At 73.5% G+C, this 23,453-nt stretch carries 20 protein-coding genes; 12 read left to right on the forward strand and 8 right to left on the reverse strand.

Annotation, left to right across the window (positions count from 1 at the left end; translation table 11 throughout):
* The first annotated feature begins 381 nt into the window (after positions 1-381).
* The 6 genes from ABTY62_RS39185 (at position 382) to ABTY62_RS39210 (ending at position 8,462) form a co-directional block, all read left to right on the forward strand.
* Positions 382-2,289, forward strand: coding sequence for an FAD/NAD(P)-binding protein (locus tag ABTY62_RS39185; protein ID WP_352134140.1), 1,908 nt, complete (start codon positions 382-384; stop codon positions 2,287-2,289).
* Between the two features lie 46 nt (positions 2,290-2,335).
* Positions 2,336-3,463, forward strand: a complete 1,128-nt coding sequence (locus ABTY62_RS39190) for an LLM class flavin-dependent oxidoreductase (protein WP_352134141.1) — start codon at positions 2,336-2,338, stop codon at positions 3,461-3,463.
* Positions 3,460-4,782, forward strand: a complete 1,323-nt coding sequence (locus ABTY62_RS39195; protein ID WP_352134142.1) for an NtaA/DmoA family FMN-dependent monooxygenase — start codon at positions 3,460-3,462, stop codon at positions 4,780-4,782. Before ABTY62_RS39190 ends, ABTY62_RS39195 begins: the two co-directional genes overlap by 4 nt.
* Before the next feature lie 251 nt (positions 4,783-5,033).
* Entirely contained in the window at positions 5,034-5,939 is a 906-nt protein-coding gene (locus ABTY62_RS39200) for a S1 family peptidase (protein ID WP_352134143.1), read from the forward strand.
* A 194-nt stretch (positions 5,940-6,133) separates the two neighbouring features.
* On the forward strand, positions 6,134-7,123 hold the full coding sequence (locus tag ABTY62_RS39205; RefSeq protein WP_352134144.1) for a slipin family protein: 990 nt from the start codon (positions 6,134-6,136) through the stop codon (positions 7,121-7,123).
* Positions 7,124-7,382: 259 nt separating this feature from the next.
* Entirely contained in the window at positions 7,383-8,462 is a 1,080-nt protein-coding gene (locus ABTY62_RS39210; protein ID WP_352134145.1) for a S1 family peptidase, read from the forward strand.
* A gap of 76 nt (positions 8,463-8,538) precedes the next feature.
* On the opposite strand, the gene ABTY62_RS39215 is transcribed toward ABTY62_RS39210, so the two are convergent.
* Positions 8,539-8,982: a subtilase-type protease inhibitor gene (locus tag ABTY62_RS39215; protein WP_352134146.1), complete on the reverse strand. Its 444-nt coding sequence runs from the start codon at positions 8,980-8,982 to the stop codon at positions 8,539-8,541.
* A gap of 630 nt (positions 8,983-9,612) precedes the next feature.
* Here ABTY62_RS39215 and ABTY62_RS39220 point away from each other — a divergent pair.
* Complete coding sequence (locus tag ABTY62_RS39220) at positions 9,613-10,518, forward strand: NADP-dependent oxidoreductase (protein ID WP_352134208.1); 906 nt, start codon at positions 9,613-9,615, stop codon at positions 10,516-10,518.
* Between the two features lie 269 nt (positions 10,519-10,787).
* Here the strand turns inward: ABTY62_RS39220 and ABTY62_RS39225 are convergent, their stop codons facing one another.
* On the reverse strand, positions 10,788-11,273 hold the full coding sequence (locus ABTY62_RS39225) for a PPOX class F420-dependent oxidoreductase (protein ID WP_352134147.1): 486 nt from the start codon (positions 11,271-11,273) through the stop codon (positions 10,788-10,790).
* Between the two features lie 251 nt (positions 11,274-11,524).
* Between ABTY62_RS39225 and ABTY62_RS39230 the strand changes: the two genes are divergently transcribed.
* Positions 11,525-15,196 (forward strand): DNA polymerase III subunit alpha, encoded by a 3,672-nt coding sequence (locus tag ABTY62_RS39230; RefSeq protein WP_352134148.1) that lies wholly within the window; start codon positions 11,525-11,527, stop codon positions 15,194-15,196.
* A complete protein-coding gene (locus ABTY62_RS39235) occupies positions 15,193-16,326 on the forward strand; it encodes a DNA polymerase Y family protein (RefSeq protein WP_352134149.1) in 1,134 nt (377 codons plus the stop codon). Before ABTY62_RS39230 ends, ABTY62_RS39235 begins: the two co-directional genes overlap by 4 nt.
* Positions 16,327-16,408: 82 nt before the next feature.
* Here ABTY62_RS39235 and ABTY62_RS39240 read toward each other — a convergent pair whose 3' ends face one another.
* Entirely contained in the window at positions 16,409-17,038 is a 630-nt protein-coding gene (locus ABTY62_RS39240; protein WP_352134150.1) for a pyridoxamine 5'-phosphate oxidase family protein, read from the reverse strand.
* A 269-nt stretch (positions 17,039-17,307) separates the two neighbouring features.
* Here ABTY62_RS39240 and ABTY62_RS39245 point away from each other — a divergent pair, with 269 nt between their 5' ends.
* Positions 17,308-18,183: an esterase/lipase family protein gene (locus ABTY62_RS39245; RefSeq protein WP_352134151.1), complete on the forward strand. Its 876-nt coding sequence runs from the start codon at positions 17,308-17,310 to the stop codon at positions 18,181-18,183.
* A 32-nt stretch (positions 18,184-18,215) separates the two neighbouring features.
* Here the strand turns inward: ABTY62_RS39245 and ABTY62_RS39250 are convergent, their stop codons facing one another.
* Positions 18,216-18,695 (reverse strand): MarR family winged helix-turn-helix transcriptional regulator, encoded by a 480-nt coding sequence (locus tag ABTY62_RS39250; RefSeq protein WP_352134152.1) that lies wholly within the window; start codon positions 18,693-18,695, stop codon positions 18,216-18,218.
* A gap of 66 nt (positions 18,696-18,761) precedes the next feature.
* Here ABTY62_RS39250 and ABTY62_RS39255 point away from each other — a divergent pair, with 66 nt between their 5' ends.
* A complete protein-coding gene (locus tag ABTY62_RS39255) occupies positions 18,762-19,193 on the forward strand; it encodes a MarR family winged helix-turn-helix transcriptional regulator (RefSeq protein ID WP_352134153.1) in 432 nt (143 codons plus the stop codon).
* Positions 19,194-19,229: 36 nt separating this feature from the next.
* On the opposite strand, the gene ABTY62_RS39260 is transcribed toward ABTY62_RS39255, so the two are convergent.
* A complete protein-coding gene (locus ABTY62_RS39260; protein ID WP_352134209.1) occupies positions 19,230-19,646 on the reverse strand; it encodes an organic hydroperoxide resistance protein in 417 nt (138 codons plus the stop codon).
* Between the two features lie 106 nt (positions 19,647-19,752).
* Between ABTY62_RS39260 and ABTY62_RS39265 the strand changes: the two genes are divergently transcribed.
* Positions 19,753-20,283, forward strand: a complete 531-nt coding sequence (locus ABTY62_RS39265; RefSeq protein WP_352134154.1) for a MarR family winged helix-turn-helix transcriptional regulator — start codon at positions 19,753-19,755, stop codon at positions 20,281-20,283.
* Here the strand turns inward: ABTY62_RS39265 and ABTY62_RS39270 are convergent.
* From ABTY62_RS39270 to ABTY62_RS39280, 3 genes are all read right to left on the reverse strand, one after another.
* Entirely contained in the window at positions 20,276-22,606 is a 2,331-nt protein-coding gene (locus ABTY62_RS39270; RefSeq protein WP_352134155.1) for an MMPL family transporter, read from the reverse strand. The two genes, ABTY62_RS39265 and ABTY62_RS39270, sit on opposite strands and share 8 nt — an antisense overlap.
* A 128-nt stretch (positions 22,607-22,734) precedes the next feature.
* Positions 22,735-23,004 (reverse strand): hypothetical protein, encoded by a 270-nt coding sequence (locus ABTY62_RS39275; protein ID WP_352134156.1) that lies wholly within the window; start codon positions 23,002-23,004, stop codon positions 22,735-22,737.
* Positions 23,004-23,375 (reverse strand): ArsR/SmtB family transcription factor, encoded by a 372-nt coding sequence (locus ABTY62_RS39280; RefSeq protein ID WP_352134157.1) that lies wholly within the window; start codon positions 23,373-23,375, stop codon positions 23,004-23,006. The genes ABTY62_RS39275 and ABTY62_RS39280 overlap by 1 nt, the downstream gene beginning before the upstream one ends.
* Positions 23,376-23,453 lie beyond the last annotated feature (78 nt).

Below are 23,453 nucleotides of genomic sequence, written 5' to 3' on the forward strand. Positions count from 1 at the left end.
CGCGTACGGCGTGAACCCAGGGGTTTTCGGGGAGGCCGCGGCGGACCGGGACGGTCGGAAGGCGGCAGGTCAGGGCCTCGGAACGCCGGGAGAGGCGGAGGCGGCGGTCAGCCCGTACAGGAACCCGAACAGGACGCGGACCACACCCGACCGAAGTCGATGTGTCCGCGCGTGATCAGTCGCTGACGTGGCTGCATGGCCCAAGTGGAACAGCCATCCGGTTCCGCGTCAACTGGCCGTGAGACGCGCCGTTCACAGTGCGGACGGCCTTGACAACGGGTCGTGGGGACGGCTTAGCCTCGGCGACAGGCCGTGCTGAGGGGCGCGGCCGGGTGTGAAGGCCAGTGGCGTGTTCGCTCACGAACCGACGGAGCCTTCCGCATGTCCGTGCGTCCGGACTCGCCTTCCTCCCGACCCCCCGCCCTAGTGATCGTCGGCATGGGCCCCCGCGGCACCGGCCTCGTGGAGCGCCTCGCCGCCAACGCCCCCGAGCTGTACGGCGCCACGGCCCCGCTCGATCTGCACCTGGTCGATCCGCACCCGCCCGGCGGCGGCCGGATCTGGCGCCCGGACCAGTCCCCGCTGCTGTGGATGAACTCCATCGCCGAGGACGTCACCCTGTTCACGGACGACACCGTCGAGTGCGAGGGGCCGCTCCGCCCCGGCCCCTCCCTCGCCGAATGGGCGGAGCACGTCCGCTCCGGGGCGCTCCCCGACGGCCCCGCCCCCGAGCTGTCCCCCGAACTCGCCGCCGAGGCCGCCGCGCTGACCGGCGGCGGCTTCGCCAGCAGAAGGCTCCAGGGCGCCTATCTGGCCTGGGCACACGAGCGGTCGGTGGCCGCCCTGCCGCCCGCCGTCACGGTCCACCGGCACCAGTGCCGCGCCGTACGGATCACCGGACCGCGCGACGGTGTGCAGCAGGTGTGGCTGGAGGGGCGGGCCACCCCGCTCGCCGCCGACGCCGTGGTGCTCGCCCTCGGCCACCTCGACGCCGAACCCGAACCGGAACAGCGCGCGCTCACCGCCTTCGCCGCCGGACACGGGCTCGTGCACCTGCCCCCGGAGTTCACCGCCGACAGCGATCTGAGCCGGCTGCGCCCCGGCGAGCCGGTCATCGTGCGCGGCTTCGGGCTCGCCTTCATCGACCTGATGGTGCTGCTCACCGAGGGGCGCGGCGGGCGCTACGACGAGCGGGGCGACGGCACCGGGGAGCTGACGTACCGGCCCTCCGGCCGCGAGCCCGTGCTCCACGTCGGCTCGCGGCGCGGCGTCCCGTACCGCTCCAAGATCGGCTACCGGTGGTGGGGCGAACGCCCGCCGCTGCCCCGTTTCTTCGGGCCGGCCCAGGTCGAGGAGCTGCTGCGGCAACCCGGCCGCCCCGACTACCGCCGCGACATCTTGCCGCTGATCGCCAAGGAGCTCGGCTTCGCCCACTACCACCGGCTGTTCACCGCCCACCCGGAGCGCACGGCCATGCCCTGGCCCGACTTCGAGGAGACGTACGCCGCCTGCCCGCCCGGCGGCCCCGAACTGCTCGCCCTGGCCGCCGCCGCCGTCCCCGACCCGGCGGACCGGCTCGACCTCGACGCCCTCGACCGGCCCCTGGCCGGGCGGCGGTTCGACGGCCATGAGGCCCTCCAGCGGGATCTGCGCGCGCACATCGAGGCCGACCTCGCCCGCCGCCACGACCCCGCGCACAGCCCCGACCTCGCGGTCTTCCACGCCCTGCTGTCCGTATACGGCCAGCTGATCCGGCTCGGTGACATCGGCGGCCAGTGGCACGGCTTCTTCAGCTATCTCGCCTCCGGCCCGCCGGGCCCCCGGCTGCGCCAACTGCTCGCGCTCTCTCGCGCCGGCGTGGTGCGCTTCCTCGGCCCGGAGACGCGGGTGGCCCCCGACCCGCTGCGCAAGGTCTTCCGGGCGAGCGGCGCCGGGGTGCCGGGCCCGGGGGTGGAGGCCCGCGTGCTGGTCGAGGCCCGGCTGCCCGATCCGACCGTGAACCGCAGCCGCGACCCGCTGCTGCGCTCGCTGCACCGGGACGGCGCGGCCGCAACGCCGGCCGGGCTGCTCGCCGTCAGCCCCGACGACGCCCGGATCCTGGACCGGGCCGGCCGCCCCCACCCGCGCCGCTTCGCGCTCGGCCCGCACACCGACGCCCGCGCCTCCGGGGGCTTCGCCCGGCCCCGTACGAACGCGCCCGCCTTCCGCCAGAACGACGCGACGGCGCGCGCCCTGCTGTCACTGCTCCGCCCCCTCTCGCCACACCACGCCGCCCAGCTCACCGCCTGAGCGCGCGCCCACCGCATCCTCGACGCCCCCAGGAAGGCCCCTGACCATGGCCGTATCCCAGCCACCCCCCGAACCGCGCCCCGCGCCCCGGCCCCGGCTGCTCCACCTGGCCGCCGCCATCGACGGCACCGGGCAGTACCGGGCGCCGTACTTCGTCGAGCTCGCGCGCCTGGCCGAGCGCGGCAGGCTCGACTTCGTCACCCTGGACGACTCGCTGGGCCCGCCGGGGGAGGGGCGGGGCAGGCTCGACGCGCTCGCGGTGCTCTCCCGCGTGGCGCCCGACACCGGGCGGATCGGCCTGGTGCCGACCGTCACCACCACCCACACCGAGCCGTTCCACCTCTCCTGCGCCGTGGCCACCCTGGACTGGGTCAGCCGCGGCCGGGCGGGCTGGCGGGCCGAGGTGTCGACGACCGAGGCGGAGGCCCGGCTGATCGGCCGCCGCGCCGCGGCCCCCGCCGAGGAGCTGTGGGAGGAGGCGGGGGAGGTCGCGGACGTCGCCGCCCGGCTGTGGGACAGCTGGGAGGACGACGCCGAGATCCGCGACGTGGCCACGGGCCGCTTCATCGACCGCGACAAGCTGCACTACATCGACTTCGAGTCCGCCCGGTTCAGCGTGCGCGGCCCGTCCATCGTGCCCAGGCCGCCGCAGGGCCACCCGGTCGTCGCGGTCGACGCCACCGACCCCGTGGCCCGGCCGACCGCGGCCCGCCACGCCGATGTGGCGTACGTCAGGGCCACCGGCCCGGAGGCGGCCCGCGCGATCCGCGAGGAGCTGCGGCGGCGCGCCGCGGGATACGGCCGCGACGAGGACGCGCTCACCGTGCTCGCCGCCGTCGCGGTCGACCTGTCCGACGGCGAGCCGGCCGCCGAACTGCCGCCGCCCAGCGGCCCGCTCGCGGCGCGGACGGCCGGGCTTCCGCTGTACCGCGGGGGCCCGGTCGACCTCGCGGAGCTGATCGCGCGCTGGCACGGCGCGGGGGCCGCGGACGGCTTCCACATCACCCCCGCCGTACCGCGCCGCGACCTGGAGCGGTTCGTCAACGGCACGGTGGCCCTGCTTCAGCACCGCGGACTCTTCCGCACCTTCTACCCGGGCACCACACTCCGCGACCACCTGGGCCTGACCCGCCCGGCCAACCGGTACGCACAGCCGAGGGAGGCGGTCCGATGAGCGACGGGACGGCGCACACGATGCACCTGGCCGCGCACTTCCCCGGCGTCAACAACACCACCGTCTGGGCGGACCCCCGGTCCAGGAGCCAGATCGAGTTCTCCTCCTTCGAGCACCTGGCGCGCACCGCCGAGCGCGGTCTGTTCGACTTCTTCTTCCTGGCCGAGGGGCTGCGGCTGCGCGAGCACAACGGCCGCATCCACGACCTCGACGTGGTCGGCCGACCGGAGTCGATCACGGTGCTGAACGCGCTGGCCGCCGTGACCGAGCGGCTGGGCCTGGCCGCCACCGTCAACGCGACCTTCAACGAGCCGTACGAACTCGCCCGCCGGCTGGCCTCGCTCGACCACCTCAGCGGCGGCCGCGCCGCCTGGAACGTGGTGACTTCCTCCGACGCCTTCACCGGCGAGAACTTCCGGCGCGGCGGCTATCTGGACCGGGCCGACCGTTACACCCGGGCCGCCGAGTTCGTCGCCACGGCGCGCGAGCTGTGGGACTCCTGGCCGGACGGCGGCACCCCCGGCACCGTCGTCCACACCGGGCCGCAGTTCCGGATCTCGGGGCGGTTCGGGGTGGAGCGCGGCCCCCAGGGCCACCCCGTGATCATCCAGGCCGGGGACTCCGGCGAGGGCCGCGAGTTCGCCGCGTCCGCCGCCGACATCATCTTCACCCGGCACGGCACGTTGGCGGCCGGCCGCGCCTTCTACGCCGACGTCAAGCGGCGGCTGGCCCGCTACGGCCGCGCTCACCAGGACCTGAAGATCATGCCCGGGGTGACCTTCGTGCTCGGCGACACCGCGGCCGAGGCCCGGGAGAAGGCCGCCGGGATCCGCCGGCAGCAGGTCTCCCCGCAGACCGCGATCCTCGCCCTGGAGCAGATCTGGGGCGTCGATCTGTCCGGATACGACCCGGACGGGCCGCTCCCGGACATCGACCCGGACCCCGACTCCGGGATCGTCCAGGGCCGGGTGCGCCACGGCGATCCGCTCGCCCTGGCCGCCAAGTGGCGGGCGCTCTCGGAGGAGAAGGGGCTGTCCATCCGGCAGACCGTCATCGAGGTCACCGGACGGCAGTCCTTCATCGGCACCCCGGGGGCGGTCGCCGAGGAGATGGCCGCTTTCGTACGGGCCGGGGCCGCCGACGGCTTCATCCTCGTGCCGCATCTGACCCCCGGCGGGCTCGACGAGTTCGTCGACCGCGTCGTCCCGCTGCTCCAGGAGCGCGGTGCGTTCCGGACCCGGTACGAGGGCACCACGCTGCGCGAACATCTGGGGCTCGCGCGCCCCGGGGCGAAGTCGTGGGCCCGGAGTGGAACCTGATCCCCCGATCACTCGTCGTACCAGGTACCCGAGGGGATGGGTGCACAGCCCCGGTGGCCGGAAGCCGCCGGGGCCATGCGATTTGTGCTGGTGACTTTTTCAATTGTCCTCTTGCGCGCTGCGGTTGACTCCACGAATACTTCCGGAAGCGCTTGTCAGGGGCACGTCGGAAACCCGGGTCGACGTGCTCGATGACTGCGCCTCACGGGCCTGCCCACCCAAGCGGACCCCCGATTCCTGCGGAGGAAGAGTTGAGGATCAAGCGCAACGCCCCCCACAACAAGCACGCGAGACGCCTCGGGCTGCTCGCCGCCACCTCGGCCCTGGTGGCCGGCACGGCGCTCGCCGCGCCCGCCGCCTACGCCGGTAACGACGCGTCCCCCAAGTTCACCGCGGCCGAGGCGAAGGCGGCCGGCAGCGCCGTCCTCGAGGCCGATGTCGCGGGCACCGCCTGGTATGTCGACAAGGCGACCAACACTCTTGTCGTCACCGCCGACAGCACCGTCTCGCAGGCCGAGATATCCAAGATCAAGAGCACCGCCGGCGCGAACGCCGACGCCATCGAGGTCAAGCGCACCCCGGGCAAGATCAACAAGCTGATCTCCGGCGGAGACGCGATCTACGCGAGTAGCTGGCGCTGCTCCCTCGGCTTCAACGTGCGCAACAGCAGCGGAGCCAACTACTTCGTCACCGCCGGTCACTGCACCGACGGCGCGGGCACCTGGTGGTCGAACTCCGGTCACACCACGACCATCGGCCCGACGGCCGGCTCCAGCTTCCCGACCAACGACTACGGTCTGGTCCGGTACAGCGGCTCGGTGACCCCCGAGGGCACCGTCGGCGGCCAGGACATCACCAGCGCCGCCAACCCCACCGTGGGCCAGACGGTCACCCGGCGCGGCTCCACCACCGGCACCCACAGCGGGCGGGTCACCGCGCTGAACGCCACCGTGAACTACGGCAACGGCGACATCGTCTACGGCATGATCCAGACCACCGTGTGCGCCGAGCCCGGCGACAGCGGCGGCCCGCTGTACGCCGGCTCCACCGCCCTCGGCCTCACCTCCGGCGGCAGCGGCAACTGCACCTCCGGCGGCACGACCTTCTTCCAGCCGGTCGTCGAGGCGCTGAACGCCTACGGAGTGAGCGTCTACTGATCCACGGCCGGTACCGAACCCCACGCTCGGTACCGACCCGCGGCCGGTCCTCCGGCTGAGCCCCGTGACCCCCGCCCGGCCCGCCGGGCGGGGGTTCCCTCGTGACCCTCCCCGGTGCGTCGATGCGGGGACTATCGTGGACAACAGCGCCCCAGACGGGGCATTGCTCGCGATACGGCAGGCAGGTGGCCGTGATGGTCGAGGAGCTTGTGGCAGCAGGCGCGGTCGTGGTCTCGTGTGGGGCTGTCTACGCGATGGCGGCGGCGCGTGTGATCAAGCAGTACGAGCGGGGCGTGGTCTTCCGGCTCGGCCGGCTGCGGTCGGCGATCCGGCCCCCCGGGTTCACGATGATCGCTCCGGGCTTCGACCGGCTCCGCAAGGTGAACATGCAGATCGTGACCATGCCCGTGCCGGCCCAGGAGGGCATCACCCGGGACAATGTGACCGTGCGGGTCGACGCGGTCGTCTACTTCAAGGTCGTGGACCCGGCGGACGCGATCATCCAGGTCGAGGACTACCGCTTCGCGGTCTCCCAGATGGCCCAGACCTCGCTGCGCTCGATCATCGGCAAGAGCGACCTGGACGATCTGCTGTCCAACCGCGAGAAGCTCAACCAGGGCCTGGAGCTCATGATCGACAGCCCGGCCGTGGGGTGGGGTGTGCATATCGACCGGGTGGAGATCAAGGACGTCTCGCTGCCGGAGACCATGAAGCGCTCCATGGCCCGCCAGGCCGAGGCCGACCGGGAGCGGCGGGCCCGCGTCATCAACGCGGACGCGGAGCTTCAGGCGTCGAAGAAGCTGGCGGAGGCGGCGGCGCAGATGTCCGAATCGCCGTCCGCGCTACAGCTGCGGCTGCTCCAGACCGTGATGGCGGTGGCCGCCGAGAAGAACTCCACGCTGGTCCTGCCCATCCCGGTTGAGCTGCTGCGATTCCTCGAACGGAGCCCGGAGCCGGCCCACCCCGACGGCCCCCCGCCACCCCCGGAACACCAGGCCGCGAGCCTGCCCGTCGGCGAGGCGTCCACGGGTGCGCCCGGGCTGGTCGAGACACCCGAGCGTTCCGAGCCGGTCGAGCCGCCTGAGCCGGTGGAGCCGTCCGAGCCGGTGGAGGCGTCCGAGAAGCGCCCGCGCCGTGAGCCGCGGGCGGAGGCGAGCCCCGGGGCCATGACCGGCCGAGGCTGACCCCTGAGCCCCCGGCCCGGTGGGGGAGAGACCGCGAACGGCTGTGCGCACGCACAGCCGTTCCCCGCGCCAGGGGCGCATTTCCATGATCTTCCGCGCGACGCGTACGCGACCTTGTACGCGCCCCGCGCACCCCGGAATACTCATCGGCGCGATTTGGCATGGACGCGCCCCCATGCGGGCAGGCGCGCCTGTGCCATGAGTCCTCCGGGCCCGTCGTACCTCACCGCCGGGCCCAACCCCCCACAGGAGGCCTGAGTTGAAGCACCGACGCATATCTCGGCGCCGCGTGGCCGTCACCGTCACCGCCGCCGTCGCCCTCACCACCGGGGCCCTCTCCCTACAGACCGCCAACGCCGCCCCCACCCCGCCGCCGCCCCCCTCCTCGCTCTCCGCCGCCGAGGCCGGGAAGACGGCGGCCGCCCTGACCTCCGCCCTCGAGGGCGGCGCGGCCGGGGCGTACTACGACGCCGAGGCGAAGAAGCTGGTGGTCAACGTCCTGGACCAGGCGGCCGCGGGCCGGGTCCGCGCGGCCGGGGCCGAGGCCAGGCTGGTCAAGTACTCGCTGGCGCAGCTCGGCGAGGCGCGCGCGGTTCTGAAGAACAAGGCGGCCATTCCCGGCACCGCGTGGTCGGTCGACCCACGGACCGACAAGGTCGTCGTCACGGCGGACAGCACGGTCCGCGGAGCCCGTCTCGACCGGCTGAACGAGGTGGCCGACGGGCTCGGCGGCAAGGTCGAGGTGAGGCGTTCGGCCGGGACGTACCGGACGTTCATCGCGGGCGGCGACGCCATCTGGGGCCAGGGCGGGCGCTGCTCGCTGGGCTTCAACGTCGTCAAGGACGGCGAGCCGTACTTCCTGACCGCCGGTCACTGCACCGAGGCGATCAGCAGCTGGTCGGAAACGCAGGGCGGCGCGGAGATCGGCGCCAACGCGGGCAGCAGCTTCCCCGGCAACGACTACGGCCTGGTCAAGTACACCGGTGAGACCGCGCACCCGAGCGAGGTGGACCTCTACGACGGCGGCGCGCAGGCCATCACCAAGGCCGGTGAGGCGACGGTCGGCCAGCAGGTGCGGCGCAGCGGCAGCACGACCCAGGTGCACGACGGTGAGGTCACCGCCCTCGACGCGACGGTCAACTACCAGGAGGGCACGGTCGAGGGGCTGATCCAGACCACCGTGTGCGCGGAGCCCGGCGACAGCGGCGGCTCGCTGTTCGCGGACGACACCGCGTTGGGGCTGACCTCGGGCGGCAGCGGCGACTGCTCCTCGGGCGGGGAGACCTTCTTCCAGCCGGTTCCGGAGGCGCTCCAGGCGTACGGAGCCGAGATCGGCTGACGGGCCGACGGGCTGACGGGGCGGGGCCCCGGACACCGCGATGGTGTCCGGGGCCCCGCCGAAGCACTGAACGCGCTCAGAACTCGAACACCTGGCTCCGGACGGAGTTCTTGAAGCAGGGGTTCGGGAAGGTGTGCTCGTACCAGACCCGGCTGCCCTCCCAGACCCCCTCCGCGGTGACGGTGACCGGGCGCCACTCCCGCGTGCAGACCCGGCCGGACTCCGTCCTGGCCGTCAGCGCCCGGAACGAACCCTCGACCGCGCGCAGTTCGGCGCAGGCCCGGCGGGCCGTCGGATGGGTGCCGGTCGGGGCGGGGGCGCAGCTCAGCGTCACCGCGCGGCGCACCGGGGCCGAGCCCGAGTCCTCCCCCTCCGCGTAGCTGAGCACCAGCGCCGAGGGCGGGTACTGACTCCTCGGCTGTGCGGGCGCGGCGCTCGCGACGCCGCCGGCTCCCGTTCCCGCCACGCTGCTGAAGGTCAGGGCGGCGCCCAGAGCGATCGCCCCTGCGGTTCTCCGCATTTCGAACACTCCCTTGCTCGTGGTTGCGGATACCGGACGGAGTCCTGCGCGATGCATGTCAGGGACGCACACCGATCGATCAGTTCCGGTCGCAACACGTAATCATTCGGTGGCTCATTGTTGCGCGGGGAAAGCGCGTTGCCCGGGAGCGCGCGAAGGTGGCCTGGCCGGGACCGCGTGGCGGGGTCCGGCCCCGGCCGGATCGGCTCGACCGGAATCCACCGGGGCGGCGTCGGCCGGGTCGACCGCCCGGGCCCGGGCGGTCGGGTCGTCCAGCTCGCGCCTGCGCAACACGCCGAGCAGGGCACGGCCTGCGCCGCGGCCGTCGCCCGCGACTGGACCAGCGGCCCCGGCGCGGCCTCCGAGGCCATCCGCTCCCGGTGCGCGGTGGCCGGATCGCTGGACGGCTCGGCCACCGCGCGGTGCGGAATCACCTCGGCGAGCGCGGCGGGCAGGCGCGGCGGAATCTGGTCGGGGGGCGCCCTGCGCACCTCCACCGCGGCGGTGAGGTCCATGGCCGCCGGCGTCATCGGCCCGCTCCGCGTCCTGCCTGGTCTTTCGGCCAGGTCCGAGCATGGAGCTGTTGATCCGAATCCTGATCCGAATCCGCGAATTCCTGGAGTGAGAGATATGAAGGCGATCGTCTACGAGGAGTACGGCGGCCCCGAGGTGCTGCGGCTCAAGGAGATGGCGGAGCCGCACCCCGGCCCCGGGCAGGTCCGGCTTAAGGTCATGGCCGCGGCCGTGAACCCCCTCGACTACAAGATCCGCCGTGGCTGGATGCCCCAGATGGGCCCCGCCGAGTTCCCGGTGATCCCCGGCCAGGAGGCGTCCGGGGTCGTCGACGAGATCGGTGCCGGGGTCACCGGACTGTCCGTGGGCGACGAGGTGCTGGGCTGGACCGACAGCGGGGCCTACGCCACATACGCCCTGGCCACCGTCGTCGCCCCCAAACCGGCCGATCTCGACTGGGAGTCGGCCGCCGCGCTGCCCGTGGCCGCCGAGACCTCGGCGCGCGTCCTCGACCTCCTTCAGCTGACGGCCGGCGAGACCCTGCTGCTGCACGGGGCCGCCGGCGCGGTCGGGGCAGTCGGCGTCCAGCTCGCCGTGGCCCGGGGCGCCACGGTCATCGGCACCGCCTCGCCCGCCAACCACGACTATCTGCGCTCGCTCGGCGCCATCCCCGTCGCCTACGGCGAGGGCCTCGCCGACCGGGTCCGCGCCGCCGCCCCGGGCGGCATCGACGCCGTCTACGACGCGGCGGGTCAAGGGGCCCTGCCCGTGTCGATCGAGCTGCGCGGCGGGACGACCGACCGCATCGTCACCATCGCCGACGCCCAGGCCGCGGATCTCGGTGTCACCTTCTCCGGAGGCGGCGACCGCTCCGCCGAGGCCCTCGCCGACCACGCCCGACTCGCCGCCGCCGGCCGGCTGCGGTTGCTCATCGCCCAGAGCTTCCCGCTCGCCGACGCCGCGAAGGCCCACGAGCAGAGCGAGACCGGTCACACCCGGGGCAAGCTCATCCTGCGCCCGTAGGGCGGCGGAGCCCGGCCCCCCCTGGGGGCCCAGGGGCGAAGCCCCCCGCGGCCGCCGTGGACACGGCCTGGCCAGGCCGTGTCCGGCGAATCTGCCCGGGGGTGCCGATGCGCGGCTCCGCCGCGGGGCAGGGGCTTCCGGCCCCTGGGGCCCGGGGCCCGGACCCCGGACCCCGGACCCCGGACCCTGGGGTCCGGGGCGGAGCCCCAGTTGTGGGAAGGGGCGGGGAGGGGAGTCCGCCGCAGGCGTCAAGGCCCCCCGGCCGTGGGCTAGTCGTCGAGCGGGCCGCTCAGCGGGCCGCTCTCCCGGCCCCACCCGTACGCCCGCTGGGCCCGCAGCCGCACCACCAGCCGCCCCTCGGCGACCATCGCCGCGCGGAACTCCTCCCAGTCCGGGTGCTCGCCCGCGACGGCGCGGTAGACCTCGACCAGCTCGTCGGCGGTGGCGTCGTGGGGGTCGGCCGCGACCGGGGTCAGCTCGGCGTCTCCCTCGGCGACCAGGTAGGAGTAGCGGTCACCGCTGGTGACGTAGAAGCTCGCGCGCGGATCACGGCGCAGATTGCGGGTCTTGGCGCGGCCGTCCGTGACCGAGATGCGGATGAGGTGCGCCGCGGGGTCGTAGGCGAAGGCGACATTCGACAGCTGGGGGCGGCCGTCGCGCTTGAGGGTGACGAGCGCGCCGGTGCGCTGCTCCCGCAGCAGGCCGAGCAGGCTGCCGTCACCGGATTCCGTGGGGTTGCCGGGTCGGTCGGTCATGGCGGTGACCTTACGCGGTCGGCCACCGGGCCGGTATGGGCAAGCCATTGCGCGTTATGGGGTTATTGGGGTTTTAGTCCTTTATGGTGAAGAGGGAGAGGTGTCATTTCCGCAGGTCACGCGGGAGGCGCTCCATTTCGCACGAGTGTTCGAGAATTGGTTTAAGGTGGGGTCGGGGGCCGCACTCGTGCGGCTCCGCCGCGTGGTGAGCAGGGACGGCGGGGGGTGCGACACAGCAGTGGGAGGTGTGGATGCCAGGGTTCACGCATCTGCACACCGCCTCCGGGTTCTCCATGCGGTACGGGGCCGCCCACCCGGAGCGGCTGGCTCAGCGTGCCGCCGAGCGCGACATGGACGCGATCGCGCTGACCGACCGCGACGGCCTCGCCGGGGCGGTCCGGTTCGCCAAGGCGAGCGCGGCCGCGGGGGTGCGGCCGCTCTTCGGGGTGGACCTCGCCGTACTGGCGCGGTCCCCGGAGCCGGGGCGTACGGTCCGGCGGCGCACGCCGGTGCGCGGCGGGGCGTTCATCGACGAGTCCGCGCCCCGCGCGGTGTTCCTCGCGCGGGACGGCGCGGCAGGCTGGGCCGCGCTGTGCGGGCTGGTCTCCGCCGCCCACGCGGAAACCCGCGCGGGGGCTCACGCGGAAACCCGCGCCGGAACCCATACCGAAGCCCACGCGGGAGCCCGCCCGGGCGGCGCCGCGCACCCCCTGCTGCACTGGCCGGACCTCGAAAGCGGCGGCGGCGCCACCGCCCTCGCCCCGCTCACCGTGCTCCTCGGCCCGGACTCCGACGTCGGCCGGGCCCTGGCCGCCGGGCGGCCCGACCGGGCCGAGCAGCTGATCGCCCCCTGGCGCGAGCTGTTCGGCGACGCGCTGCGCCTGGAGGCCGCGTGGCACGGCCGTACCGGCACCGGCCCCGGCTCGCTGCGGCTCGCCGCCCGTACCGTCGGCTTCGCCGCCGACCAGGGCGTACGGGCCGTGCTGAGCAACGCCGTACGGTACGCCGACCCGGAGCAGGGCCCGGTCGCCGATGTGCTGGACGCCGCCCGCAGGCTGGTCCCGATCGACCCGCGCGACCCCGCGGCGCTCGACAGCGGCGAGCGCTGGCTCAAGGGCCCGCGGGACATGGCGCGGATCGCCGAGAAGATCGCGGAGGCCGCGGGATGGCGGCGGGACGCCGCGTACCGGCTGCTGGAGGAGACCGAGCGCACCGCCGCCGAGTGCCGCGTCGACCCCGAGGACCACATCGGCCTCGGCAGCATCCACTTCCCCGAGCCGCATCTGGTCGGGGCAGGGCACCGGAGCGCCGAGCGGGTGCTGCGCTCGCGCTGCGACGCCGCCATGGTGCTGCGCGGCTACGACCGCGACCACGAGCGGTGGGGGCGGCTGGAGAACGAGCTGCGCACCATCGAGCGGCTCGGCTTCGCCTCGTACTTCCTCACCGTCGCCCAGGTCGTCGACGACACCCGCACGCTCGGCATCCGGGTGGCCGCCCGCGGCTCGGGCGCGGGCTCGTTCGTCAACCACCTGCTCGGCATCGCGCACGCCGACCCCGTCGCGAACGGGCTGCTGATGGAGCGCTTCCTGTCGGTGCGGCGGGCCGCGCTGCCCGACATCGACATCGACGTCGAGTCCGCGCGCCGCCTGGAGGTCTACCGCGCGATCTTCGACCGCTTCGGGGCGGAGCGGGTCGCGACCGTCTCGATGCCCGAGACCTACCGGGTGCGCCACGCCGTACGGGACGTGGGCGCGGCCCTCGGCATGGACCCGGCCGAGGTGGACCGGCTCGCCAAGTCCTTCCCGCACATCCGCGCCCGCGACGCGCGCGCGGCACTCGCCGAACTGCCCGAGCTGCGCGCGGTGGCCGCCGAGCAGGAACGTTACGGCAGGCTCTGGGAGCTGGTCGAGGCGCTGGACGGGCTGCCCCGCGGCATCGCCATGCACCCCTGCGGGGTGCTGCTCTCCGACGCCGGGCTGCGGGCCCGTACGCCCGTCGTGCCCACCAGCGGCGAGGGCTTCCCCATGTCGCAGTTCGACAAGGACGACGTCGAGGATCTCGGGCTGCTCAAGCTCGATGTCCTCGGGGTGCGGATGCAGTCCTCGATGGCGCACGCGGCCGCGGAGGTGGCGCGGGCCACGGGCCGGCCGCTGGACCTGGACGACCCCGAGGTGGTGCGGCCGAACGACCCGGCGACCTACGACCTGATCCGCTCCACCGAGACGCTCGGCTGCTTCCAGATCGAGTCGCCCGGCCAGCGCGATCTCCTCGGCCGGCTTCAGCCCACCTCCTTCCACGACCTCGTGGTCGACATCTCGCTGTTCCGCCCCGGCCCGGTCGCGGCCGACATGGTGCGCCCCTTCATCGAGGCGCGGCACGGCCGCAAGCCGCCCCGCTATCCGCATCCGGACCTGGAGGACGCGCTGCGCGAGACCTATGGCGTGGTCGTCTTCCACGAGCAGATCATCAAGATCCTGTCGATCATGACCGGCTGCGAGCGGGACCTCGCCGACGAGGCGCGGCGCGCGCTGTCCAACCCCGAGCGGCAGGGGCGGGTGCGGGCCTGGTTCCACGCGGAGGCGGCGAACCGCGGCTACCGGCCGGAGGTGCTGGAGCGCACCTGGGAGATCGTGGAGGCGTTCGGGTCGTACGGCTTCTGCAAGGCGCACGCCGTGGCCTTCGCGGTGCCGACCTACCAGTCCGCCTGGCTCAAGGCGCACCACCCGGCGGCCTTCTACGCGGGGGTGCTCACCCACGACCCCGGGATGTACCCGAAGCGGCTGCTGCTGGCGGACGCGCGGCGGCGCGGGGTGCCGATTCTGCCGCTGGATGTGAACCGGTCGGGCGCGGATTATCGAATCGAACTGATGTCTGGTAATGGAGGGTCAGGCGGGGATCCGGCCAGGGGGTCGGGCGGAGATCCGGCCGGGCGGTCGGCCGGGGCGACGGGCGCGGACTTCGGGATCCGGCTCGCGCTGAGCGATGTTCACGGCATCAGCGAGGCCGAGACCGCGCGGATCGCGGCCGGACAGCCGTACTCCTCGCTCCAGGACCTGTGGCGGCGCGCCCACCCCGGGCGGCCGGTCGCCGAACGGCTCGCCCAGGTCGGCGCGTTGGACGCGTTCGGCACCGGCCGCCGCGACCTGCTGCTCCAGATCGCCGAACTGCACCGGCAGCAGCGGGGCGCCCGGCGCGACGGCACCGGTGAGGGCCAGCTCCCGCTGGCCGAGACCGCGCCGCCCGCCCCCGCCGGACTGCCCGACCTCGACGCGGACGAACGCCTCGGCGCCGAGCTCGGCATCCTCGGCATGGACGTCTCGCGCCATCTGATGGGCGACCACGGGGCCTTCCTGGAGGAGCTGGGCGCGGTCCCGGCCAAACGGCTGCGCGAGGCGCGGCACGGCGAGACCGTGCTGGTCGCCGGGGCCAAGGCCGCCACCCAGACCCCGCCGATCCGCTCGGGGCGGCGCGTCATCTTCACCACGCTCGACGACGGCACGGGGCTGGTCGACTGCGCCTTCTTCGACGACAGCCACGCCGCGTGCGCGCACACCGTCTTCCACTCCTGGCTGCTGCTGGTGCGCGGCGTGGTCCAGCGGCGCGGGCCGCGCAGCCTCAGCGTCGTGGGCTCGGCGGTCTGGAACCTCGCCGAGCTGGCCGAACTCCGGCGCGAGGGCGGCCTGGAGGCGGTCGCCGCCGAACTCGCGGGCGCGGGCCGGGCGGAGCCGGAACCCGGTGCCCCCGCCGGTGCCCCCGCCGGCGCGGACGCCGAAGCCGGGAGCGAGCCCGGCGGTGACTCCGGGCGCCGCATCCACCTGCCCACCGGCTACGCCATGCACCCGTGGGCCGACCTCCGGCCCGCGGGCGAACAGGCCGCCACCGGCCGCAAGCTGTGGCACTCCAGCCCAGGGAGCGCGGGATGACTCCGCGACCGAGCAATGAGCAACCGCATGTGCTGTATGTGCGCTTCCACCCCGCCGAGCGAGCGGCGGAGGCCTTCGGCGCGGACACCTACGAGGGCCTGCTCGCCCTGCTCGCCGAGGTGACCCCCGTCGTCGAGGCGGTGCCGCCCGACGCGGCGCTCGCCGATGTCGCCGGCGCGCTGCGCTACTTCGACCGGGACGCGGCCGGGCTGGCGGAGATCGTACGGGTCCGGGCGCTGGCGCGGTACGGCGTCGACTGCACCGTCGGCGTCGCCGCCAACCCGCTGCTCGCCCGCATGGCCGCGCAGGACGTCCGGCCCGGCGGGCCCGCCGGGTCTGCCTGGTCCGGCCGATCCGGCCGATCCGGCCGGTCGTCCGGCGGTGCGCCCGGCCCCTCCGGTGCGCACGGCGCCGGGCCCGGGAGCTCCTCGGGCGCGGTCCGTACCGTCCCCGACGACCCGGACGCGGTCGCCGCCTTCCTCGCCGACAAGCCCCCCACCGCCCTGCCCGGCGTCGGCCAGGCGACCGCCCGCACCCTGTGCTCGTACGGCCTCGACAGCGCCGCCCGGATCGCCGCCGTGCCGCTGCCCACCCTGCGCCGGATCCTCGGCGCGGCCACCGCGCGCCGGGTGCACGACTGGGCGCGCGGGATCGACCCCGTCCCCGTCACCCCGAACGCCCCGGCCCGCTCCATGGCCGCCGAACACCGCTTCGGCCACGACGAGCTGAACCCGGAGCGCAGACGCCGCGCGCTGCTCACCCTCGCGGACCGGCTCGGCACCCGGCTGCGCACCAGCGGACAGGTCGCCCGCACCCTCACGCTCACCGTCCGCTACGCCGACCGCTCCACGACCACCCGCAGCCGGACCCTGGCCGAGCCGACCGCCCACACCCCGGCGCTGACCGCCACCGCGTACGCCCTGCACGCCGCGCTCGGGCTACAGCGGGCCCGGGTGCGTTCCCTGGCGCTGCGCGCCGAGGGGCTGACCGCCGCCGAACTGGCCTCCCACCAGCTGACATTCGACCCCACCGACGACAAGGCCCGCCGTATCGAGGCCGCCGTCGACCGGGCGCGGGCCCGCTTCGGCGAGCGCGCGATACGTCCGGCCGGGGGATTCGACCCCTGGTGAGAACGAGGGCCACCCTCGCGCTCGAAGGGCTGACGGGCGAGGCCCGGCAGACTAGGCCGGTCCCGGTCCGGGGGCCCGGACCCTAGCTGTAGAGCCGCTCCGCGTATCGCGGGCCGTAGTACTCCTCCAGCGACTCCAAGGGGGCGTCCGGCCTTTCGAGCGCCTTGCAGATCTGGGGCCTCGACGGCATCTCGTCCGGGCGCCAGGTCTCCGGCTTCCAGAGCTCCGAGCGCAGAAACGCCTTGGTGCAGTGGTGGAAGACCTCCTCGATCTCGACGAGAAGGGCGAGCCGCGGGCGGTTGCCCTTGACCACCATGTCGTCGAAGAACGGGGCGTCGCGGAGCAGCCGCGCCCGGCCGTTGATCCGGAGCGTGTCTCCGCGCCCGGGCAGCACATAGATCAGCCCGACATGCGGATTGGCGAGCACATTCCGAAAGCCGTCCATCCGCTTGTTGCCCGGGCGGTCCGGGATCGCGATGGTCGTGTCGTCGAGCACGAGCGTGAAGCCCGCGGGGTCGCCCTTGGGGGAGACGTCGCACCGCCCCTCGGCGTCCGAGGTGGCGATCAGACAGAACGGCGACCGGGCCAGCCACCGCCGGTCCAGCTCGTGCAGCGCGGGGCGGGACTTGTTGGCCGCCTGCTCGTTGGGCTCGCCGACCAGCTCCCGCAGCTCGGCCTCGGACGAGACCTCCACCAGGTCCTCCGGACTCATCAGTGTCCCCCTGTCGCGCCGCTTGATCACGTGCCTTCGACTGTACGCCAGCCCTCCGACGCAGCCTCCGACACGGGCCTCCGACGCGGCCGCTGACACCGCCGGGTTCCTGGGCGTTCCGTAGGGAAAGGGTGAGGGTTTCTTTACCGGCGGACGGCTGGATGTGTTTGCTACTCGCGCGTAATTTAGGCGGACGCGACACCCCTGTGATCCGGATCGCAGAGCGCACGGTCAGCGCAACTCTCCCCCACCTGCGAGGAGTTCATGTGATGTTGCACTGGAGGCGTATCCGCTCGCTCCGTAGGTCACTGCCCGCCCTGGCCCTGGCGGTCGCGGCGACGATGGCACCCGCCGCCGCGAGCGCCGCGCCCGGCGACACCACCGCCGCGCAGAGCGCGACGAGCAGTGGCTGGAACGACTACTCGTGCAAGCCGTCCGCCCAGCACCCCCGCCCGGTCGTCCTCGTGCACGGCACCCTCGGCAACTCGGTCGACAACTGGCTCGGCTTCGCCCCGTACCTGGTCGACCGCGGCTACTGCGTCTTCTCCCTCGACTACGGCAAGCTGCCCGGCGTGCCCGTCTTCTACGGCCTCGGCCCGATCGACGAGTCGGCGCAGCAGCTGTCCGCCTACGTCGACCGGGTGCGCACCGCCACCGGCACGGCCAAGGTCGATATCGTCGGCCACTCCCAGGGCGGGATGATGCCCCGCTACTACCTCAAGTTCCTCGGCGGCGCGGCCAAGGTGAACGCGCTGGTCGGGATCGCGCCCACCAACCACGGGACCACCCTGTCCGGGCTCGCCAGGCTGCTCGACTACTTCCCGGGCGCGGCGGACGTCCTCGCCAGGCACACGCCCGGGCTGACGGACCAGGTGGTCGGGTCGGACTTCCTCACGCGTCTCAACGAGGGCGGCGACACCGTCCCCGGAGTGCGCTACGCCGTCATCTCCACCAAGTACGACGAGGTGGCCACGCCCTACCGCGCCCAGTTCCTGACCGGGTCCGACGTCAAGAACGTCGTGGTCCAGGACCTGTGTCCGAGTGATCTGTCCGAGCACGTCACCATCGCCATGACCGACCGGGTCGCCTTCCACGAGGCGGCCAACGCCCTCGACCCGGAACACGCCACGCCCACGACCTGCTGACGCCCGGCTTTCCTCCGTTCTCCGCTCTCCGCTCAGCGCCGCCTGTCGAGCGCGCTGACGAAGTCCGTGAGCAGCCGCGCGAACTCGGTCCGGTCCGCCTCCGGCCATTCGGCCATCGCCTCCGCGAACACGGACCGCCGGAACCGCCGGACCTCGTCCGTCATGGCGCGCCCCGCCTCGGTCGTGACCAGCAGGGCGCGCCGCCCGTCGGCCTGGTCGGCCTCCCGCCGCACCAGCCCGGCCTCGACCGCCCCCGCGACCAGCTTGCTGGCGCGGGGCTGGTCGACGGCCAGGGCGGCGGCGACATCGGAGACCGTGGCCGGCGCGCCGCTCTGCTCCGCCGCCTCGATCGCGTCCAGTACGTCGAAGGCGGCGCCCTTGGTCATCGCGCCCTTGAGGGAGTCCCGGTCTCTCCCCTCGGCGAGCCGCGCCAGCGAACGCCTGCTCTGGCTGCGCCGGATGGCGACCATGGCCCGCTCGATGTCGTCAACGGGTTCTCGGTTGTCGGCCACCACACCCCCATGCATAATTAAGAACATCTAGTTGCTATTTTACATGCATCTGTGGAGGGGAAGGCCATGAAGCCGATCGGATACTGGCTCAAGCGCCTGGACGGCCTGATCGAGGCCGACTTCGAGCGCACCCTGAGCGACAGCGGCCTCGTCCGGCGCCACTGGCAGGTGCTGAACACGCTGGCGGAAGGCGCCAGGTCCACGGCGGAACTCACCGCGGCGCTGCGCCCCTTCTGGGGTGAGGGCGCGGTCACGCTCGACGAGGTCCTGGGCGATCTCGAGCGCCGGGGCTGGGTTGTCCAGGAGGGCGCCGGGGGCCCGTACGCGCTCACCTCGCCCGGCGTCGAAGGCCATGCCGTGGTGGCGGAACGGATCGGAGCCGCCCGGCGGCGGATCACCGACGGGGTGACGGGCGAGGAGTACCTCGCCACCGTGGGCGTGCTCCGCCGCATGGCGGAGAACCTTGAGGGTGCCGAGGGCGTGGTGCCGGCCGCGTAGGCGCTGTTGCCGTGGCCGCGGCCGGCCGCCGGGTGACTACTCGGCGATCAGCTCGACGGCGATGTTGCCCCGGGTCGCCTTCGAGTACGGGCACACCTGGTGCGCCTGCTCGACCAGGCCGCGGCCCGTCTCGTTCTCCAGCTCCTCGGGCAGCTCGACGCGGAGCGTGACCTTCAGCCCGAAGCCGCCGTCCGACTCGTCCTTGCCGATGCCGACCTCGGCGGTGACCGAGATGTCCTTGGTGTCGACCTTGGCCTGGCGGCCGACGAGCCCGAGCGCGCTGGCGAAGCAGGCCGCGTAGCCCGCGGCGAACAGCTGCTCGGGGTTGGTGCCCTTGCCGCTGCCGCCCAGCTCCGGCGGCATGGCCAGCGCCAGGTCCAGCTGCCCGTCGGAGCTCACCGCCCGGCCGTCGCGTCCGTTGGCGGTGGCCACAGCGGTGTAGAGCGCGTCCATGGAGACCATCCCTTTCGAGGTCCTGCGGTGCGCGGTCGTGCGCTCCGTCATGCCAGAAGTAGAGCACACAATTAAGTTGTGCACAACTAAGGGGTACCCTAGATACATGTCACAACAGACCGGCCCGGCCCCAGCCCCGGCCCCCGAACCGGCCCCTGAACCGGCCCCGAGTGAAGCCGCCGACGACCTGCTCCGCCTCGACCTCCAGCTCTGCTTCGCCCTGCACGCCGCCTCGCGCGCCTTCGGCACCGTCTACCGGCGCGTGCTGCGCGACACCGAGCTGACCTATCCGCAGTACCTGGTGATGCTGGTGCTGTGGGAGCACGGCGAGATGGCGGTCAAGAAGCTCGGGGAGTTTCTGCGCCTGGACTCGGGTACCCTCTCGCCGCTCCTCAAGCGGCTCCAGTCGGCCGGCCTCGTCCAGCGCGAGCGCAGCCTCCACGACGAGCGCTCGGTGACGGTCCGGCTGACGGCCGAGGGCGAGGCCCTGCGGGAGGCCGCCCGGACCGTGCCGCTTCAGATCATCCAGGCCAGCGGCCTGGACCCGAAGGAAGCGGTCGATCTCCGCGCCCGCCTGGAGCGGCTGACGGCGGCGCTCGACGCCGCGCAGGCGGACGCGGAGAACCGGATCAGCTGAGCTGTCGGGGGCGTGCCGCGACGACGTCCGCGGCTTGATCGCGCGCAGCTTGATCGCGCGCGGCGTGATCGGGCCCCTGGCGTCGCCCCTGGAACGCCCGCTGCCCGAGCAGGGCGATCGCGGCGGGCAGCAGCACCCCGCGCACCAGCGTCGCGTCGATGAGGATGGCCACCGCCAGCCCGACGCCCATCATCTTGTACTCGATCGCGGACAGCACGACGAAGACGCTGAAGGCGGCGGTCATGATGACGGCCGCGCTGGTGACCACGCCCGCACCGGACGCGATGCCCCCCACCACCGCCTCCCGCACGTCCGCCCCGGCCAGTCGGCGCTCGCGGATCCGGCTGAGGACGAAGATGTGGTAGTCCATGCTCAGCCCGAAGAGGATGACGAACATGAACAGCGGCAGCCAGCCGATCACTCCGCCGTACGGGGCGAAGCCGAGCGCCGAACTGAGGTGGCCGTCCTGGAACACCCAGGTCAGCGCCCCGTAAGCGGCCCCGATCGACAGCAGGTTCAGCACGATCGACACCAGCGCGACGGCCGGTGAGCGGAACGCGACGACCAGCAGGACGAAGGCCAGCAGAAGCACGAAGGCGAAGACGTACGGCGTGCGGTCGGTGATGCGCTGGGTGAAGTCGTACGCGAAGGCCGTCTTGCCGGCGACCGCGTAGTCGATCCCGCCGGTCCCGCTGGTCCCGCCGATCCCCCCGGTCCCGCCGTCGGCCTTGGCCACCTCGCCCAGCGCGTCGGGCAGCGTCCGCTTCCGCAGCGTCTCCAGCGCCCGGTTCGCCGCATCGTCCGTGCCGAAGCTCGCCAGCGGCACCCGCACCACCAGCGCCCGGCCGACCTTGGTGGCTGAAATGGGCTCGTTCAGCGCCCCGTCGCTCGCCGCGGCCCGCTCGTGCAGGCTCTCCACCGCCCTCCGAACCGCCGGGTCGTCCACGGCGTCGGGGTTCTTCTTCCCCCAGATCACCACCTGCGCCGGGGCCGGGGCGCCCGGGAACGCCTCCTGCATACGGGCCGCCGCGTCCACCGTCGGCACCTTCCGCGACAGGCTGTCGGTCACCGCGGCGTCCTGGAGCCGCATCTCCAGCGCGGGCAGCGCGAGCACCAGCAGCGCCAGCGCCGCCGCGCCGCCCCACACCAGCGGGCGCCGCACCACCGCGCGGGCCACCGCCGCCCAGGCCCGGGACCGGTCCGCCGTGGTCCGGCGGCGGCCCACCCACGGGATGCGCGCCTTGTCCACCCGGTGTCCCAGCGCGGCCAGCAGCGCGGGCAGCACGGTCACCGAGCCGACCATCGCCACCCCGACCACCAGCACCGCGCCGGTCGTCAGCCCCTTGAAGTTGTCGAGACCCGTGAACAGCAGCCCGCCCAGACACAGCATCACCGTCAGGCCCGAGACCACCACCACCCGCCCCGAGGTGCGCGCCGTGATCCGCAGCGCGTCCTCGACGCCGTGCCCGGCCGCGCGCTCCTCGCGCGCCCGGCGCAGATAGAACAGCGAGTAGTCGACACCCACCGCCACGCCGATCAGCAGCACCATGGAGGACGTGGCGCTGTTCACCGGCACCCAGTGGGCGAGCACTTGGAGGAAGCCGAAGGTCGCGACGACGGTGGTGGCCGCCAGCAGCAGCGGGATCGCGGCGGCGATCAGCGAGCCGAACACCACGAGCAGGATCACCACGGTGAGCGGCAGCGAGAAGAACTCGGCCCGCTTGAAGTCGTCCTTGATGCCCTCGTCCACCACGCGCGACAGGCTCCGGTCGCCCGCCTGCGCCAGCCGCACCCGCGGATGGCGGGCCTGCACCGTCTGCACGGCCTCGGTCGCGGCGTCGTAGTGCTCGGCCGTCTGCTCGACGGGCCCCGCCACCTCGAAGGTGACCAGGCCGGAGCGGCCGTCCTTCGACACCAGCCGGCCGCCGTCCCGCTCCAGCGGGGAGCGCACCGCGGCCACCGCGCCCGGCGTGCGGCGCAGCGCCGCGACCAGGTCCTGGGTGGCCCGCCGCAGCTCCGGGTCCGCGGCGAAGGGCCGCGCCGCGTCCGGCGTACGGGCCTGGACGAGGACGTTCTCCTGGGGCCGCGGATACACCTGCTGGGCGTCCAGCACCCGGCCCGCGCGGCCCGTATCTCCGGGGTCGGTGCTGTCCGCCGTATCGCCGGGCATGACCGCGCTCGCCAGGAGCGCCACGACCACCAGCGCGAACCAGCCCGCGATCGCCAGGGCGCGATGGCGGACGGACCAGCCGGCGACGCGCTCCACCAGCGCGCCCCGGTCCGGTCCGGCCACCCTCTGCCGCGACTTGCTTTTGCGCAGCATGAGCTGCTGTCCTTTCCACGAAGGGACGTATCTGTGAGAACTCGCCCTCGGGCGAGGTGATGCTTCTTCCTTCACCTGGGCCGTCGAGTTGCCGCTCGACGGCCCAGGGCCTGTTGGTACCCGGCCGGCTATTCGACGGTCTGGAGGATCCGCTCCAGCGAATCCATCCGGTTCTGCATCTCGGCCAGGCGCTCGCTGATCTCCTTCAGCCGCTCCTCCGTGCCCTGCTGCACGGCGGTCGCGCTCTCGGCGAGCTTGCGGTACTCCAGCTCCCGCACCACCTGGGCCTTCGCGCGCCGGGTCGCCGCGAACTGCCAGATGACCGTGGTGAGCACCGTGGTCACCAGGGCGAAGAGGCCGAAGGCCCCCACGACCTCGGTCCAGTCGTGTCCGTCCATCACTTCGATCCCTTCGTCTCCTCGCCCCGGCCGTCGCCCGGCGGGGTCAGCGTCCGCTCCGCGGCCTCGACGGTCTCCGGCGTCAGCTCGATCGCGAACGGGCTGACCTCGTAGAACTTCATGGCCTTGCCGTCCTCCGACACCTCGACCCGGGCCGTCACCAGCCCGGCCGCCTCCAGCTTGCGCAGATGGACCTGGAGCAGCGCCCGGCTGATGCCCAGCGCGCGGGCCAGCTCACTCACATACCTGCGCTCCCGCGCGAGCGTGGCGACGACCCGCAGGCGGTGCGGGTTGGCCAGCGTGGCCAGCACGCGCACCAACTCGTCGCCGCTGAGGTCGCGGGGCTCGCTGCCGGGCGCCGGGGCGCTCATGGCGAAACCCCGCGGATGTTGCCGCACATGCTGCACATGCCAAAAAAAGTTAGCACATGCCGAGAATGATTGAGAGCG

The organism is Streptomyces sp. NPDC097640, from assembly GCF_040302705.1.
Classification (GTDB): domain Bacteria; phylum Actinomycetota; class Actinomycetes; order Streptomycetales; family Streptomycetaceae; genus Streptomyces.

What these genes read in the sequence shown, in the direction of transcription:
- ABTY62_RS39235 (WP_352134149.1), top strand. Translation starts at nt 15,193, where the DNA reads ATGACTCCGCGACCGAGCAATGAGCAACCGCATGTGCTGTATGTGCGC.
- ABTY62_RS39230 (WP_352134148.1), top strand. Translation starts at nt 11,525, where the DNA reads ATGCCAGGGTTCACGCATCTGCACACCGCCTCCGGGTTCTCCATGCGG.
- ABTY62_RS39265 (WP_352134154.1), top strand. Translation starts at nt 19,753, where the DNA reads ATGTCACAACAGACCGGCCCGGCCCCAGCCCCGGCCCCCGAACCGGCC.
- ABTY62_RS39215 (WP_352134146.1), bottom strand. Translation starts at nt 8,982, where the DNA reads ATGCGGAGAACCGCAGGGGCGATCGCTCTGGGCGCCGCCCTGACCTTC.
- ABTY62_RS39275 (WP_352134156.1), bottom strand. Translation starts at nt 23,004, where the DNA reads ATGGACGGACACGACTGGACCGAGGTCGTGGGGGCCTTCGGCCTCTTC.
- ABTY62_RS39185 (WP_352134140.1), top strand. Translation starts at nt 382, where the DNA reads ATGTCCGTGCGTCCGGACTCGCCTTCCTCCCGACCCCCCGCCCTAGTG.
- ABTY62_RS39270 (WP_352134155.1), bottom strand. Translation starts at nt 22,606, where the DNA reads ATGCTGCGCAAAAGCAAGTCGCGGCAGAGGGTGGCCGGACCGGACCGG.
- ABTY62_RS39260 (WP_352134209.1), bottom strand. Translation starts at nt 19,646, where the DNA reads ATGGACGCGCTCTACACCGCTGTGGCCACCGCCAACGGACGCGACGGC.
- ABTY62_RS39255 (WP_352134153.1), top strand. Translation starts at nt 18,762, where the DNA reads ATGAAGCCGATCGGATACTGGCTCAAGCGCCTGGACGGCCTGATCGAG.
- ABTY62_RS39205 (WP_352134144.1), top strand. Translation starts at nt 6,134, where the DNA reads ATGGTCGAGGAGCTTGTGGCAGCAGGCGCGGTCGTGGTCTCGTGTGGG.
- ABTY62_RS39220 (WP_352134208.1), top strand. Translation starts at nt 9,613, where the DNA reads ATGAAGGCGATCGTCTACGAGGAGTACGGCGGCCCCGAGGTGCTGCGG.
- ABTY62_RS39195 (WP_352134142.1), top strand. Translation starts at nt 3,460, where the DNA reads ATGAGCGACGGGACGGCGCACACGATGCACCTGGCCGCGCACTTCCCC.
- ABTY62_RS39245 (WP_352134151.1), top strand. Translation starts at nt 17,308, where the DNA reads ATGTTGCACTGGAGGCGTATCCGCTCGCTCCGTAGGTCACTGCCCGCC.
- ABTY62_RS39240 (WP_352134150.1), bottom strand. Translation starts at nt 17,038, where the DNA reads ATGAGTCCGGAGGACCTGGTGGAGGTCTCGTCCGAGGCCGAGCTGCGG.
- ABTY62_RS39280 (WP_352134157.1), bottom strand. Translation starts at nt 23,375, where the DNA reads ATGAGCGCCCCGGCGCCCGGCAGCGAGCCCCGCGACCTCAGCGGCGAC.
- ABTY62_RS39225 (WP_352134147.1), bottom strand. Translation starts at nt 11,273, where the DNA reads ATGACCGACCGACCCGGCAACCCCACGGAATCCGGTGACGGCAGCCTG.
- ABTY62_RS39190 (WP_352134141.1), top strand. Translation starts at nt 2,336, where the DNA reads ATGGCCGTATCCCAGCCACCCCCCGAACCGCGCCCCGCGCCCCGGCCC.